The sequence below is a fragment of the Burkholderia pyrrocinia genome (assembly GCF_003330765.1).
In the GTDB taxonomy this organism is placed as follows: domain Bacteria; phylum Pseudomonadota; class Gammaproteobacteria; order Burkholderiales; family Burkholderiaceae; genus Burkholderia; species Burkholderia pyrrocinia_B.
Genome location: NZ_CP024902.1, coordinates 2,797,312 through 2,810,727 on the forward strand (window position 1 = coordinate 2,797,312; position 13,416 = coordinate 2,810,727).

Sequence of the window (13,416 nt, forward strand, 5' to 3'; positions counted from 1 at the left end):
CGCGATACGCCACCGTACCCACGGTGCGTATCGCGGCTTTTTTCATCGGGCGGCGCAACGGCAACGACATGCCGCGCCGCCCGGTCAGTGCGCGTCGATCAGCAGCGCGTCGTGCTCGAACGAACCGTCGGGCCGCACAGCGTAGTAGCCGCGCACCTCGTCGGGCGCATGCGCCCACAGTGCACGAATGCCGGCGACGCTGTCGGCCGGCGTGCGGATGCGCGCGACCCACGTGTCGAAATCGATCGGCAGCCGCCAGCGGCTGTGCACGTGCGCGTCGAAACCGGCCTCGCGGAACATCGCGAGCCATTCGTCCGCGCGGTAGTCGCGCACGTGCGACGCGTCGCGCAGCACCTCCGCGGCCTGCAGGTACGTGTCGAGGAGCGGATGGTCGTTGCCCGCGATGTCGATCATCAGCACGCGGCCGCCCGGTTTCAGCACGCGGCGCACCTCGGCGAGCGCCGCGCGCAGGTCGTGCCAGTGATGCGCGCTCATCCGGCTCACGATCCAGTCGAACGTCGCCGTATCGAACGGCAGCCGCTCGGCCGGGCCCTGTTGCGTACGAATGTTCGCGAGCCCGCGCTCGCGCGCGGCCGCATCGACGGTCGCGAGCATCGGCGCGGCGAGATCGTACGCGACCACGTCGCGTACGTGCGGCGCGACCGCGAAGCTCGCGTGGCCGGCGCCGCAGCCGAGATCGAGCACCGCGGCATCGGGCGTCGCGCGTACCGCGTCGGCGAGCGTCTGCAGATCGGCGCCCGTCGCATGGACCGTGCTCGTCAGATAGGCGGCGGCCGTCGTGCCGAATGCGTCGGCGACCTGATCGTGGTGTTTCATCGCACACTCCATTTGTTTTGTGGGACGCCCGCTGCCTGTCAGCGCGCGAGCCGCTACAATAGGCCTGCGTTTGTACCAGTACAAGTTAAGCAGTTATTCTGGTATTCGTTACACCCGTTTGATCCTTGCCGCGTCCTCGCTCCCACTTCGCCGTTTCCGCATGAACCACCCGTCCTCCGCCCCCACCCCGCCGCTCGACGCCACGCCCGCCCGCGCGCTCGGCGAATTCATCCGCGCCCACCGCGAGCGGCTGTCGCCGCAGGCAGTCGGCCTGCCGCCCGGCCCGCGCCGCCGCACGCCGGGGCTGCGGCGCGAGGAAGTCGCGCAACTGTGCGGCGTCAGCCCGACCTGGTACACGTGGATCGAACAGGGCCGCCCCGTGTCGGCGTCGGCCGACGCGCTCGCGCGGATCGCCATCGCGCTGCAGCTGTCGAAGGCCGAGCGCGCGTACCTGTTCGAGCTGGCCGCGCAGCGCGACCCGGCCGAGCCCGACGTCGCGGGCGGCGACCTGCCGCCGACGCTCGCCGCGACCGTCGCGGCTATCGCGACGCCCGCGTACGTGCTCGACCGGCAATGGAACGCGCTCGCGTGGAACGCGCCGGCCGCCGCGCTTTTTTCCGGCTGGCTCGACGGCGAGCACGACCGCAACCTGCTGCGCTTCACGTTCATGTCGCCGGCCGCGCGCACGCTGATCGTCGACTGGGACACCCGCGCGCGGCGGCTCGCGGCCGAATTCCGCGCCGATTCGATCCGCCATCTGGCCGACGCGCCCACGCGCGCGCTGATCGACGCGCTGACCGCCGGCAGCGACGCGTTCGCGCAGTACTGGGCGTCGCAGGACGTGTTCGAACGCGAAGGCGGCCTGCGCGAATTCGACCATCCGGCCGACGGCCGCCTCGTGTACCAGCAGATCACGCTGAAGCCCGCGCACCGCGAGGACCTGAAGCTGGTCGTGCTCGTGCGCGACTAGCGGGCCGGCGGGCCGCCGCGAACGGCTGCGCGCCGCGGCGGGCGGGCCCGCGAATGTTAGAATCGCGGGATTCCTTCGGCGGCGCACGCCGCCCAACTCCCCTTCGAAGAATCGCCATGACGTCCCAACTGCACAAAAAGGGCGAGGCCTGGTCGGCCCGCTTCTCGGAACCGATGTCGGAGCTGGTCAAGCGCTACACGTCGTCGGTGTTTTTCGACAAGCGCCTCGCGCTCGTCGACATCGCCGGCTCGCTCGCGCACGCGAACATGCTCGCCGCGCAGAAGATCATCAGCGCCGACGACCTGGCCGCGATCGAACGCGGGATGGCGCAGATCAAGGGCGAGATCGAGCGCGGCGAATTCGAATGGCAGCTCGACCTGGAAGACGTCCACCTGAACATCGAGGCGCGCCTGACCGCGCTGATCGGCGATGCCGGCAAGCGCCTGCACACGGGCCGCTCGCGCAACGACCAGGTCGCGACCGACATCCGCCTGTGGCTGCGCGGCGAGATCGACCGCATCGGCGGCCTGCTGACCGACCTGCGCGGCGCGCTGATCGACCTCGCGGAACACAACGCCGGCACGATCATGCCGGGCTTCACGCACCTGCAGGTCGCACAGCCCGTCACGTTCGGCCATCACCTGCTCGCGTACGTCGAGATGTTCTCGCGCGACGCGGAGCGCATGCGCGACTGCCGTACGCGCGTGAACCGCCTGCCGCTCGGCGCAGCCGCGCTCGCGGGCACGAGCTACCCGATCGACCGTCATGCGGTCGCGAAGACGCTCGGCTTCGACGGCATCTGCGCGAACTCGCTCGACGCGGTATCCGATCGCGACTTCGCGATCGAATTCACGGCCGCCTCCGCGCTCGTGATGACGCACGTGTCGCGTTTCTCCGAAGAACTCGTGCTGTGGATGAGCCCGCGCGTCGGCTTCATCGACCTCGCCGATCGCTTCTGCACCGGCAGCTCGATCATGCCGCAGAAGAAGAACCCGGACGTGCCCGAACTCGCGCGCGGCAAGACGGGCCGCGTGAACGGCCACCTGATGGCGCTCCTCACGCTGATGAAGGGCCAGCCGCTCGCGTACAACAAGGACAACCAGGAAGACAAGGAACCGCTGTTCGACACGGTCGACACCGTCGCCGACACGCTGCGGATCTTCGCCGAAATGGTCGCCGGCATCACCGTGAAGCCGGACGCGATGCGCGCGGCCGCACTGCAGGGTTTCTCGACCGCCACCGACCTCGCCGACTACCTCGTGAAGCGCGGCCTGCCGTTCCGCGATGCACACGAAGCCGTCGCGCTCGCGGTACGGATCTGCGACGACCGCGGCATCGATCTGGCCGACCTGACGCTCGACGAAATGAAGCAGGAACTGCCGAACGTCGCGCACCTGATCGGCGACGACGTGTTCGGCTACCTGACGCTCGAGGGTTCGGTTGCCAGCCGCAACCACCCGGGCGGCACCGCGCCCGACCAGGTGCGCGCGGCGGCCAAGGCTGCCCGCGCCGCGCTCGGCCAGTAAGCCCGCTGTCCCGGACGGACGCCTTCGGCGTCCGTTTTTCATTCGGGCGGCCGGCGCGCCGCCCATCGACTTCCCCGCTTCCCGGATGCCGCCGATGACCTTTTCCGCCGCGCTCTTCGACATGGACGGCCTGCTCGTCGATTCCGAGCGGACCATCATGAACACGTGGATCGACGTGTCGAATACGCACGGTGTCGCGCTGACCGCCACCGACTATCTGCAGATCGTCGGCCGCTCGTTCGCCGAAGGCCAGGTCATCCTGGCGCGGCTGATCGGCAACGCCGATACGTTCGATGCCGTACGCGTCCGCGTGCGCGAACAGCTCGCGGCGCCCGAACCGCATCCGAAGTTTCCGCTGAAGCCCGGCGCGTTCGCGCTGCTCGACGCGCTCGCGCAGGCCGGCATTCCGTGCGCGGTCGCGTCGTCGTCCGCGTGCGACGTGATCCGTGCGCGGCTCGACGCGGTCGGCGTGCTGCCGTTCTTCCGCGCGATCGCGGGCGGCGACGAAGTCGCGCGCGGCAAGCCCGACCCGGCCGTCTACCGGCTCGCGGCCGAACGCCTCGGCGTGCCGGCGCACGAGTGCGTTGCGTTCGAGGACAGCGACTTCGGCGCGCAGTCGGCCGCCGGCGCGGGCGCATCGGTCGTCACCGTGCCCGACCTGAAGGCGCCGACGCCTGAAATCGTCGCACTGAGCCTGCACGTGCTCGCATCGCTCGATGATGCGGTCGCGCTCGTGCCGTCGTGGTTCGGCCGGCACGACACGCAACAGCCCGCGTAGGCCGCGCGAACGCGTCACGCGCGGCACGTTTCACGCCTTCCAATGCAAACGGGCACCCGAGGGTGCCCGTTTTGTCTTGTCGCCAAACCACCGGCGTCACGACGGCTGCTACTTGTTGCCGGCCGTCTCCGACAACCGCTTCATCGTCGCGATGCGCGCGCCGATCAGGTCGACGCGCCCGTCCTCGCCGACCAGCGGTGCGGTCGCATCGCGGAACGCGACCCACGCGCGCTGCGCGCGCACGAGCGTCGCGGCCGAATGCGCAGGCATCTTGCGACGCAGCTTCTGGTAATAACGGTTCAGGTCGAACAGCGCGTGCTCGCACGCGGCATCCTGTTCGCAAGGCCGCACGCGGCGCACGGCCGGATCGCGCGGCGCGTTGTTCGCCGGCTTGCCGTTCGGCGCGGCCGCGCCCTGGGCCGCGCTCGCACCGCCCTGCGCGCCGCTCGTGGCCGCGACCGGTACGGCAGCGGGCGGCGGCGCATAGCGATCGGCCGCACCGCGCAGCGCCAGCGCACGATCGCGCACGGGCTGCAGTTGCATGTCGGCGCTCGACATCGTATACGCCGTGCCGCGCGTCGTGTCGTACACGGCCTTCAGCAGATGCACTTCGTCCTTGCGCCACGTAAGCCAATGGCGCTGGCTGTCCTGCCAGCCGCGCTTCGCGTCGGCCGGCGCATCCTTCAGGAGGCGCTGGTACGCGTCGTCCATCACGGCTTGCCACTGCTGCTGCGCTTCGCCCATGCACTGGATCTGGCCAGCCGTCGACGACCGGTCGCGCCGCGCGAGACATTGCCGCATCGCGACGTCGATCGGGTCGGCCGCGGCGACTTCCGCGTGCGCCACACCCAACCCCGCCAGCCCCGCCGACCCTGCCGTCCAGACGGCGAGCGCGGCCACCGCCGCGCGCATCGCCTGGATTCGTCCGTGCGTCGCCATCAGTCGCGCACGCAGTCGACGAAGTACTCGACGCGGCCGTTCACCTCTTCCGCGACGAGGCCGTGGATGTCGGTGTGGAAGCCCGGGAAACGCGCGTTGAAGTCGCGCGCGAACCGCAGGTAGTTCATGATCGTCTTGTTGAAGCGCTCGCCCGGGATCAGCAGCGGAATGCCCGGCGGGTACGGCGTGAGCAGGATGCTCGTCACGCGGCCTTCGAGCTCGTCGAGCGGCACGCGGTCGATCTTGCGGTGCGCGAGCTTCGCGAACGCGTCCGACGGCTTCATCGCGGGCTCCATGTCCGACAGGTACATCTCGGTCGTCAGGCGTGCGATGTCGTTCGCGCGGTACACGTCGTGGATCTGCGCGCACAGGTCGCGCAGGCCGATGCGCTCGTAGCCCGGATGCTGCGCGACGAATTCCGGCAGCACGCGCCACAGCGGCTGGTTGTTGTCGTAGTCGTCCTTGAACTGCTGCAGCTCGGTCACCATCGAGTTCCAGCGGCCCTTCGTGATGCCGATCGTGAACATGATGAAGAACGAATACAGGCCGGTCTTCTCGACGATGATCCCGTGCTCGGCCAGGTACTTCGTGACGATCGCGGCCGGAATGCCCGTCTCGCCGAACTCGCCGTCGACGTCGAGCCCCGGCGTGATGATCGTCGCCTTGATCGGGTCGAGCATGTTGAAGCCTTCCGCGAGCGCACCGAAGCCGTGCCAGTGGTCGTTCGGCTTCAGCATCCAGTCTTCGCGCGAACCGATACCTTCTTCCGACAGGTTGTCCGGGCCCCACACGCTGAAGAACCAGTCGTCGCCATATTCGGCGTCGACCTTGCGCATCGCGCGGCGGAAATCGATCGCCTCGGCGATCGATTCCTCGACGAGCGCGGTGCCGCCCGGCGGCTCCATCATCGCGGCCGCGACGTCGCACGACGCGATGATCGCGTACTGCGGGCTCGTCGACGTGTGCATCAGGTACGCCTCGTTGAAGCGGTGCTTGTCGAACGTACGGTTCTCAGAATCCTGCACGACGATCTGCGATGCCTGCGAGATGCCCGCGAGCAGCTTGTGCGTCGAGTGCGTCGCGAACACGAGCGCGCCGGTGCGCGGGCGGCCGTCGCCGATCGCGTGCATGTCGCGGTAGAAGTCGTGGAACGTCGCATGCGGCAGCCACGCTTCATCGAAGTGCAGCGTGTCGAGCAGGTCGCCGAGCAGGTCCTTGATCATCTCGACGTTGTAGACCACACCGTCGTACGTGCTCTGCGTGATCGTCAGGATCCGCGGCTTCATGTCCGGGTTCTCGCGCATCGCCTCGCGCGCGAACGGGTTCGCCTCGATCTTCTTGCGGATGTTCTCCGGCTTGAATTCGTCGCGCGGGATCGGCCCGATGATGCCGAAATGGTTGCGCGTCGGCGTGAGGAACACGGGAATCGCGCCCGTCATCGTGATCGCGTGCAGGATCGACTTGTGGCAGTTGCGGTCGACCAGCACGATGTCGCCAGGCGCTACCGTCGCGTGCCAGACGATCTTGTTCGACGTCGACGTGCCGTTGGTCACGAAGAACAGGTGGTCGGCGCTGAAGATGCGCGCCGCATTGCGCTCGGACGCCGCGACCGGACCCGTGTGGTCGAGCAGCTGGCCGAGTTCGTCCACCGCGTTGCAGACGTCCGCGCGCAGCATGTTCTCGCCGAAGAACTGGTGGAACATCTGGCCGAGCGGGTTCTTCAGGAACGCGACGCCGCCCGAGTGGCCCGGGCAGTGCCACGAGTACGAGCCTTCGTCCGCGTACTTGACCAGTTCCTTGAAGAACGGCGGCGCGAGCGAGTCGAGATAGACCTTCGCCTCGCGGATGATGTGGCGCGCGACGAACTCAGGCGTGTCCTCGAACATGTGGATGAAGCCGTGCAGCTCGCGCAGGATGTCGTTCGGCAGATGGCGCGACGTGCGCGTCTCGCCGTACAGGAAGATAGGGATGTCCGCGTTGCGGCGACGCACTTCGGTGACGAACGCGCGCAGCTCGATGATCGCGGTCGCGAGCTCGGGCAGCTCGCCGTCCGCGCCGGTTTCGCCGAGCATGAGTTCGTCGTCGTCGATCGACAGGATGAAGCACGATGCGCGGCTCGACTGCTGCGCGAACGACGTCAGATCGCCGTAGCTCGTGAGGCCGAGGACTTCGACGCCCTCCTTCTCGATCGCTTCGGCCAGCGCCCGGATGCCGGAGCCCGAGATGTTCTCGGAGCGGAAATCTTCGTCGATGATGACGACGGGGAAACGAAACTTCATGGGCGATTCTCCAAAAAGAACGACCGCGGCGCGTCACGCGCAGCGGTCACCCGGAAACCGGTGAGACGTTATGCAACCAGATCAGGTTTTCGGCAGCGTGACACCGCGCTGACCCTGATACTTGCCGCCGCGATCGGCGTACGACACGTCGCACACTTCGTCGCTCTCGAAGAAGAGCACCTGCGCAACGCCTTCGTTCGCGTAGATCTTCGCGGGCAGCGGCGTGGTGTTCGAGAATTCCAGCGTGACGTAGCCTTCCCACTCGGGTTCGAACGGCGTCACGTTGACGATGATCCCGCAGCGCGCATAGGTCGACTTGCCGAGGCAGACCGTCAGCACGGTGCGCGGGATGCGGAAATATTCGACGGTGCGGGCCAGCGCGAACGAATTCGGCGGGATGATGCACACGTCGCCCTTGAAATCGACAAACGAACCTTCGTCGAAGTTCTTCGGATCGACGATCGTCGAGTTGATGTTCGTGAAGATCTTGAATTCGTCTGCGCAGCGGATGTCGTAGCCGTAGCTCGACGTGCCGTAGCTGACGATCCTGCGACCGTCCTCGGACTCGCGGACCTGACCGGGCACGAACGGCTCGATCATCTTGTGCTCTTCGGCCATGCGCCGAATCCATTTGTCGGACTTGATGCTCATATCGGGGCGCCTGGATACGCTGCGTGACGGTGGGTGTTAAGCGAAGGCCGCCGGTTCGAGACGGCGGCCGGGAAAGGCGCACATTTTACGCGATCATCGTCCCGCGCACGCGGCAGCCGTCAACGGATCACGCCGCAGGCGAGCGCGGCCCCCGCGCCATGCTGCGGAAACGCGGGATCGCTCGATTCGCGGTGCACCAGCGCCGCGCGGTTCAGCGCCGAGCGCACGCCATCGAGGGCCAGATCGGGGGCGACGATGAAGCCGGCCGCGACGCCGTTCGCATCCGCATGGATGTTGCCGAGATCGCCGGCGACGCGGGCACCCGCGCGCAGGCGATCGGCGGCCGGCGCGAACACCTGGCCGGCGCTCGAGCCGTCGCCCGCGTTGCAGTCGCCGCGCTCGTGCACCTGCAGCGCGTGATCGCTGTTGGGCGGCAGGCCGACCAGGTTGTAGGTGACCTGGACACCGTCCGGACGCTCGACGAACGTCACCGCGCCGCGTGCCTGCGAGCCGACCGTCGGCTGCAGTTGTGCGTCGGCCCGTTTTTCGTGCGACGAGGAAAAGGAGCTGCAGCCGGCCAGCAGGCCCAGCGCGGCGGCGGCCAGCAGCGCGCACCGCGCGCGGCCGGCGCGCGCGCCGTGATGTCGTTGTTTCATTCGATCCTCATGCCGGCTGATGGCCGTTTGATACGACGGCCGCGCCGGGCGGGTAAAGGAACCCGGGAAAAGTCGCCATGATACCGCGCCTCGCGGCGCCGTAAGCAGCGTAAGGCCCCGCCCCGCAAGGGTTTTACGTATTTTGAACAACGATCGACGGAAACTTCGACGTCATGTCGCGCGCGCGCTCGGCAATCGCCAGCGCAACCCCGCGCGCGATGTCGCGGTAGCGACGCGCCAGCGCGCCGTCCGGCTCGGCCGCGACGGTCGGCGTGCCGCTGTCGGCCCGCTCGCGGATCGCCATGTCGAGCGGCAGGCTGCCGAGCACGTTCACGTCGTAGTCCTTCGCCATCCGCTCGGCCCCGCCGGCGCCGAAGATGTGCTCCTCGTGGCCGCAGTTCGAGCAGACATGGATGCTCATGTTCTCGACGATGCCGAGGATCGGAATCCCGACCTTCTCGAACATCTTCAAGCCCTTCTTCGCGTCGAGCAGCGCGATGTCCTGCGGCGTCGTGACGATCACCGCGCCCGTGACGGGCACGCGCTGCGCGAGCGTCAGCTGGATGTCGCCCGTGCCGGGCGGCATGTCGACGATCAGGTAGTCGAGTTCGCGCCAGTTGGTCTGGCGCAGCAGCTGCTCGAGCGCGGAGGTCGCCATCGGGCCGCGCCATACCATCGGGTTGTCTTCCTCGATCAGGAAGCCGATCGAGTTGGCCTGCAGCCCGTGGCCGACGAGCGGGTTCATCGACTGGTTGTCGGGAGACTCGGGGCGCTGGCCGTGGATGCCGAGCATCGTCGGCAGCGACGGGCCGTAGATGTCGGCGTCGAGGATGCCGACCGACGCGCCTTCCGCGGCGAGCGCAAGCGCGAGGTTCACGGCCGTCGTGCTCTTGCCGACGCCCCCCTTGCCCGACGCGACCGCAACGATGTTCTTCACGTTCGGCAGCAGCTTCACGCCGCGCTGCACCGTGTGCGCGACGATCTCCTGCGACACGGCGACGCGCGCGTCGCGCACGCCGGGCACGGCCTGCAGTGCCGCGGCGACGCGCGCGCGCACGTCGTCGTGCTGGCTGCGCGCCGGATAGCCGAGCACCACGTCGAGCGCCACGACGTCGCCGTCGATCGCGACGTTGCGCACGCCCTTGTGCGCCGCATACGGACGGTCGGTATTGGGGTCGACGACTGCCGCCAGCGCGGCGTCGACTTGTGCCCGGTCAATGCTCATCGAAACTCCGTGAAAACGTTTTTCTCGCGCGCAAACGTCAAAAAATATCAAATTACGCTGCGAAAATCGGGAAAAGTGAAAGAATCTGTTGCATGCCATTGCGCGAACGCGCGGCCCGGCGCAATCTTCGCGTGCGGCACGCTATGGGGCCAAATCGGCCACTTACCGCCTATATTGTAGAGGCTGACGCGTCGCCCTGTCCGAACAGCCACGCTGACGGACTGGGCATGCGGCCGCTTCGGCGGCTGCCGCGAACGCAGGCTTGCCCTCCTTTTTCGGGCGGGCCTGCGCAGGGAGCCGTAACTGTTGTTGTCGTTGTCGACTCGTTCAACCAAGAGAGGAATCCAAGATGAACATGAAAATCGCGACTCGCCTGTCCGTCTTCGTGCTGGCCGGCGCCGTGCTGGCTGGCTGCGCATCGCCGCAAGGCACCAACACGGCCGTCGGTACCGGCACGGGTGCGGCACTGGGCGCCGGCATCGGCGCACTGGCGGGCGGCGGCAAGGGCGCGGCGATCGGCGCAGGCGTTGGCGCGCTGGTCGGCGGCGTGACGGGTTACAACTGGCAGGCGATCAGGAACAAGCTCGCGCCGTCGGCAGCGAAGACGGGCACGCAGGTGACCGAGCAGCCGGACGGTTCGCTGAAGCTGAACGTGCCGAGCTCGGTGACGTTCGCGACGAACCAGTACGCGATCACGCCGGCATTCACGCCGCTGCTGAACGACCTGGCGACGACGCTGAACCAGAACCCGCAAGTGACGGCATCAGTCGTCGGCTATACGGACAGCACGGGCTCGGCGCAGCTGAACCAGACGCTGTCGCAGAACCGCGCGCAAAGCGTCGTGAACGCGCTCTCGCAGCGCGGCGTCAACGGCGGCCGCCTGTCGGCGCAAGGCATGGGCGCATCGAACCCGATCGCAGACAACGCGAGCGAAGCCGGCCGCGCGCAGAACCGCCGCGTCGAAATCTACCTGCGCGCAGCTCAGGCGCAGTAAGCGCGCGACGAGGAGAATGCGCGGGCACGCCGCCCGCGCAGCCCCGCCGGACAAGGCTTCCGTCGGGGCCGGTAACAAAGCGAAAAAATTTTCGAACTTCTGTCGCAGGCCGCGGTCAGTATTTACGGTACGCGGCTGGTGTTGCCGGCGCGTCACCATTCTCCTCTTGTCGTTGTTGCTCCGGGGCCGTATCCGCCCCGGTTTTTTTTGCCCGCAGATTTCGTGCTGCATCACAGCATAACGCCGTCGGGCACGCCGCTTGCGCGGCCCCGCCCCTTCCGGCGCCCGGTCCGCGGCGCCCGCCCGCGTCGCTGGCCCGCGCCCCTGCTAGAATCGCGGTTTCCCGTCGTTTTTCCGCTGTTCCTCTACAGACCCTATGTCCGCATCCGACCTCACCTCCGTGCAGGCTGCGGCGCCGCAAGGCGGCCGCCAGATCCTCGTTACGTCCGCACTGCCCTATGCCAACGGGCAGATCCACATCGGCCACCTGGTCGAATACATCCAGACCGACATCTGGGTGCGGACGCTGCGAATGCACGGCCATGAGGTCTACTACATCGGCGCCGACGACACGCACGGCACGCCGGTCATGCTGCGCGCGGAAAAGGAAGGCCTGAGCCCGAAGCAGCTGATCGACCGCGTCTGGACCGAGCACAAGCGCGACTTCGACAGCTTCGGCGTGTCGTTCGACAACTTCTACTCGACCGATTCGGACGAGAACCGCGTGCTGAGCGAGAAGATCTACCTCGCGCTGCAGGAAGCCGGCCTGATCGCCGAGCGCGAGATCGAGCAGGCGTACGACCCCGTCAAGGAAATGTTCCTGCCGGACCGCTTCATCAAGGGCGAGTGCCCGAAGTGCCACGCGAAGGACCAGTACGGCGACAACTGCGAGGTGTGCGGCTCGACCTACCTGCCGACCGAACTGCTGAACCCGTATTCGGTCGTGTCGGGCGCGACGCCGGTGCGCAAGACGTCGACGCACTACTTCTTCCGCCTGTCCGACCCGCGCTGCGAGTCGTTCCTGCGCGAATGGGTGAGCGGCCTCGCGCAGCCCGAAGCGACCAACAAGATGCGCGAATGGCTCGGCGACGCCGGCGAGGCCAAGCTCGCCGACTGGGACATCTCGCGCGACGCGCCGTATTTCGGCTTCGAAATCCCGGGCGCGCCCGGCAAGTATTTCTACGTGTGGCTCGACGCGCCGGTCGGCTACTACGCGAGCTTCAAGAACCTGTGCGACCGCAACGGCATCGACTTCGACGCATGGATCCGCCCGGGCTCGACGGCCGAGCAGTACCACTTCATCGGCAAGGACATCCTGTACTTCCACACGCTGTTCTGGCCCGCGATGCTCGAGTTCTCGGGCCACCGCACGCCGACCAACGTGTTCGCGCACGGCTTCCTGACGGTCGACGGCGCGAAGATGTCGAAGTCACGCGGCACCTTCATCACTGCGCAGAGCTACATCGACACGGGCCTGAACCCCGAATGGCTGCGCTACTACTTCGCCGCGAAGCTGAACGCGACGATGGAAGACCTCGACCTGAACCTCGACGATTTCCAGGCACGCGTGAACAGCGACCTCGTCGGCAAGTACGTGAACATCGCGAGCCGCGCGGCCGGCTTCCTGATCAAGCGCTTCGAAGGCCGCGTGCAGGACAGCGCGATGAACCATCCGCTCGTCGCGACGCTGCGCGATGCGATCCCGCAGATCGCCGCGCACTACGAGGCGCGCGAATACAGCCGCGCGCTGCGCCACACGATGGAGCTCGCGGACGAAGTGAACGCGTACGTCGACGGCGCGAAGCCGTGGGAACTCGCGAAGGATCCGGCCAATGCGGTCGCGCTGCATGAAACCTGCAGCGTGAGCCTCGAGGCGTTCCGCCTGCTGTCGCTCGCGCTGAAGCCGGTGATGCCGCGCGTGGCCGAAGCCGTCGAGGCGTTCTTCGGGATCGCGCCGCTCGCGTGGGCCGATGCCGCGAAGCCGCTGTCGTCGGAACAGCCGATCAAGGCTTACCAGCACCTGATGACGCGCGTCGATGCGAAGCAGATCGACGCACTGCTCGCCGCGAACCGCGATTCGCTGCAGGCCGAGGCAACCGGCGCGGCCGCCGCGGGCGCGAACGCCGCGAAGGATGCGAAGAACGCCAAGGCGAACGCGAAGCCGGCCGTCGTGAACGGCGCCGACGACGCCCCCATCTCGATCGACGATTTCGCGAAGATCGATCTGCGCATCGCGAAGATCGTCGCGTGCCAGGCCGTCGAAGGCTCGGACAAGCTGCTGCAGCTCACGCTCGACATCGGCGAGGAAAAGACCCGCAACGTGTTTTCCGGCATCAAGTCCGCGTACCAGCCCGAGCAGCTCGTCGGCAAGCTGACGGTGATGGTCGCGAATCTCGCGCCGCGCAAGATGAAGTTCGGCCTGTCCGAAGGGATGGTGCTCGCCGCGTCAGCCACCGACGAGAAGACCGAGCCGGGCCTCTACATCCTCGAGCCGCACAGCGGCGCGAAGCCCGGCATGCGCGTGAAGTAAGCCGAGCGCCCCGCCGCTTGCGCAAAGCCCC

Annotated in this window: 11 protein-coding genes; 5 read left to right on the top strand and 6 right to left on the bottom strand. The window is 67.6% G+C overall.

Going from position 1 to position 13,416, the window contains the following annotated elements; all coding sequences use genetic code 11:
• Positions 1-84 precede the first annotated feature (84 nt).
• On the bottom strand, positions 85-837 hold the full coding sequence (locus CUJ89_RS13600; RefSeq protein ID WP_114177773.1) for a class I SAM-dependent methyltransferase: 753 nt from the start codon (positions 835-837) through the stop codon (positions 85-87).
• Between the two features lie 160 nt (positions 838-997).
• Between CUJ89_RS13600 and CUJ89_RS13605 the strand changes: the two genes are divergently transcribed.
• From CUJ89_RS13605 to CUJ89_RS13615, 3 genes are all read left to right on the top strand, one after another.
• The gene (locus tag CUJ89_RS13605; protein ID WP_114177774.1) at positions 998-1,807 is read left to right on the top strand and encodes a helix-turn-helix transcriptional regulator; all 810 of its coding nucleotides are present in this window, start codon (positions 998-1,000) and stop codon (positions 1,805-1,807) included.
• Positions 1,808-1,923: 116 nt separating this feature from the next.
• Complete coding sequence (argH, locus tag CUJ89_RS13610; protein ID WP_114177775.1) at positions 1,924-3,333, top strand: argininosuccinate lyase; 1,410 nt, start codon at positions 1,924-1,926, stop codon at positions 3,331-3,333.
• 94 nt (positions 3,334-3,427) lie between these two features.
• Positions 3,428-4,111, top strand: a complete 684-nt coding sequence (locus CUJ89_RS13615; protein WP_114178610.1) for an HAD family hydrolase — start codon at positions 3,428-3,430, stop codon at positions 4,109-4,111.
• Between the two features lie 108 nt (positions 4,112-4,219).
• On the opposite strand, the gene CUJ89_RS13620 is transcribed toward CUJ89_RS13615, so the two are convergent.
• The 5 genes from CUJ89_RS13620 to apbC all read right to left on the bottom strand — a co-directional run bounded on the left by CUJ89_RS13620 (position 4,220) and on the right by apbC (position 9,861).
• A complete protein-coding gene (locus CUJ89_RS13620; RefSeq protein ID WP_114177776.1) occupies positions 4,220-5,050 on the bottom strand; it encodes a lysozyme inhibitor LprI family protein in 831 nt (276 codons plus the stop codon).
• The gene (locus tag CUJ89_RS13625; RefSeq protein WP_114177777.1) at positions 5,050-7,329 is read right to left on the bottom strand and encodes an arginine/lysine/ornithine decarboxylase; all 2,280 of its coding nucleotides are present in this window, start codon (positions 7,327-7,329) and stop codon (positions 5,050-5,052) included. The genes CUJ89_RS13620 and CUJ89_RS13625 overlap by 1 nt, the downstream gene beginning before the upstream one ends.
• A gap of 81 nt (positions 7,330-7,410) precedes the next feature.
• Entirely contained in the window at positions 7,411-7,980 is a 570-nt protein-coding gene (gene dcd / locus CUJ89_RS13630) for a dCTP deaminase (protein ID WP_027785134.1), read from the bottom strand.
• A 119-nt stretch (positions 7,981-8,099) separates the two neighbouring features.
• Positions 8,100-8,636: a superoxide dismutase [Cu-Zn] gene (gene sodC / locus CUJ89_RS13635; protein ID WP_114177778.1), complete on the bottom strand. Its 537-nt coding sequence runs from the start codon at positions 8,634-8,636 to the stop codon at positions 8,100-8,102.
• A gap of 133 nt (positions 8,637-8,769) precedes the next feature.
• Positions 8,770-9,861: an iron-sulfur cluster carrier protein ApbC gene (gene apbC / locus CUJ89_RS13640; RefSeq protein ID WP_114177779.1), complete on the bottom strand. Its 1,092-nt coding sequence runs from the start codon at positions 9,859-9,861 to the stop codon at positions 8,770-8,772.
• 349 nt (positions 9,862-10,210) lie between these two features.
• Here apbC and CUJ89_RS13645 point away from each other — a divergent pair, with 349 nt between their 5' ends.
• Together CUJ89_RS13645 and metG are read left to right on the top strand one after the other, a co-directional pair.
• Positions 10,211-10,855 carry an OmpA family protein gene (locus CUJ89_RS13645; RefSeq protein ID WP_114177780.1) on the top strand — a complete coding sequence of 215 codons (645 nt, stop codon included), beginning with the start codon at positions 10,211-10,213 and terminating at the stop codon, positions 10,853-10,855.
• Positions 10,856-11,231: 376 nt separating this feature from the next.
• A complete protein-coding gene (gene metG / locus CUJ89_RS13655; protein WP_114177781.1) occupies positions 11,232-13,385 on the top strand; it encodes a methionine--tRNA ligase in 2,154 nt (717 codons plus the stop codon).
• The last annotated feature ends 31 nt before the right edge of the window (positions 13,386-13,416 follow it).

What these genes read in the sequence shown, in the direction of transcription:
- argH (WP_114177775.1), top strand. Translation starts at nt 1,924, where the DNA reads ATGACGTCCCAACTGCACAAAAAGGGCGAGGCCTGGTCGGCCCGCTTC.
- CUJ89_RS13605 (WP_114177774.1), top strand. Translation starts at nt 998, where the DNA reads ATGAACCACCCGTCCTCCGCCCCCACCCCGCCGCTCGACGCCACGCCC.
- CUJ89_RS13600 (WP_114177773.1), bottom strand. Translation starts at nt 837, where the DNA reads ATGAAACACCACGATCAGGTCGCCGACGCATTCGGCACGACGGCCGCC.
- metG (WP_114177781.1), top strand. Translation starts at nt 11,232, where the DNA reads ATGTCCGCATCCGACCTCACCTCCGTGCAGGCTGCGGCGCCGCAAGGC.
- CUJ89_RS13625 (WP_114177777.1), bottom strand. Translation starts at nt 7,329, where the DNA reads ATGAAGTTTCGTTTCCCCGTCGTCATCATCGACGAAGATTTCCGCTCC.
- CUJ89_RS13615 (WP_114178610.1), top strand. Translation starts at nt 3,428, where the DNA reads ATGACCTTTTCCGCCGCGCTCTTCGACATGGACGGCCTGCTCGTCGAT.
- apbC (WP_114177779.1), bottom strand. Translation starts at nt 9,861, where the DNA reads ATGAGCATTGACCGGGCACAAGTCGACGCCGCGCTGGCGGCAGTCGTC.
- CUJ89_RS13645 (WP_114177780.1), top strand. Translation starts at nt 10,211, where the DNA reads ATGAACATGAAAATCGCGACTCGCCTGTCCGTCTTCGTGCTGGCCGGC.
- sodC (WP_114177778.1), bottom strand. Translation starts at nt 8,636, where the DNA reads ATGAAACAACGACATCACGGCGCGCGCGCCGGCCGCGCGCGGTGCGCG.
- CUJ89_RS13620 (WP_114177776.1), bottom strand. Translation starts at nt 5,050, where the DNA reads ATGGCGACGCACGGACGAATCCAGGCGATGCGCGCGGCGGTGGCCGCG.
- dcd (WP_027785134.1), bottom strand. Translation starts at nt 7,980, where the DNA reads ATGAGCATCAAGTCCGACAAATGGATTCGGCGCATGGCCGAAGAGCAC.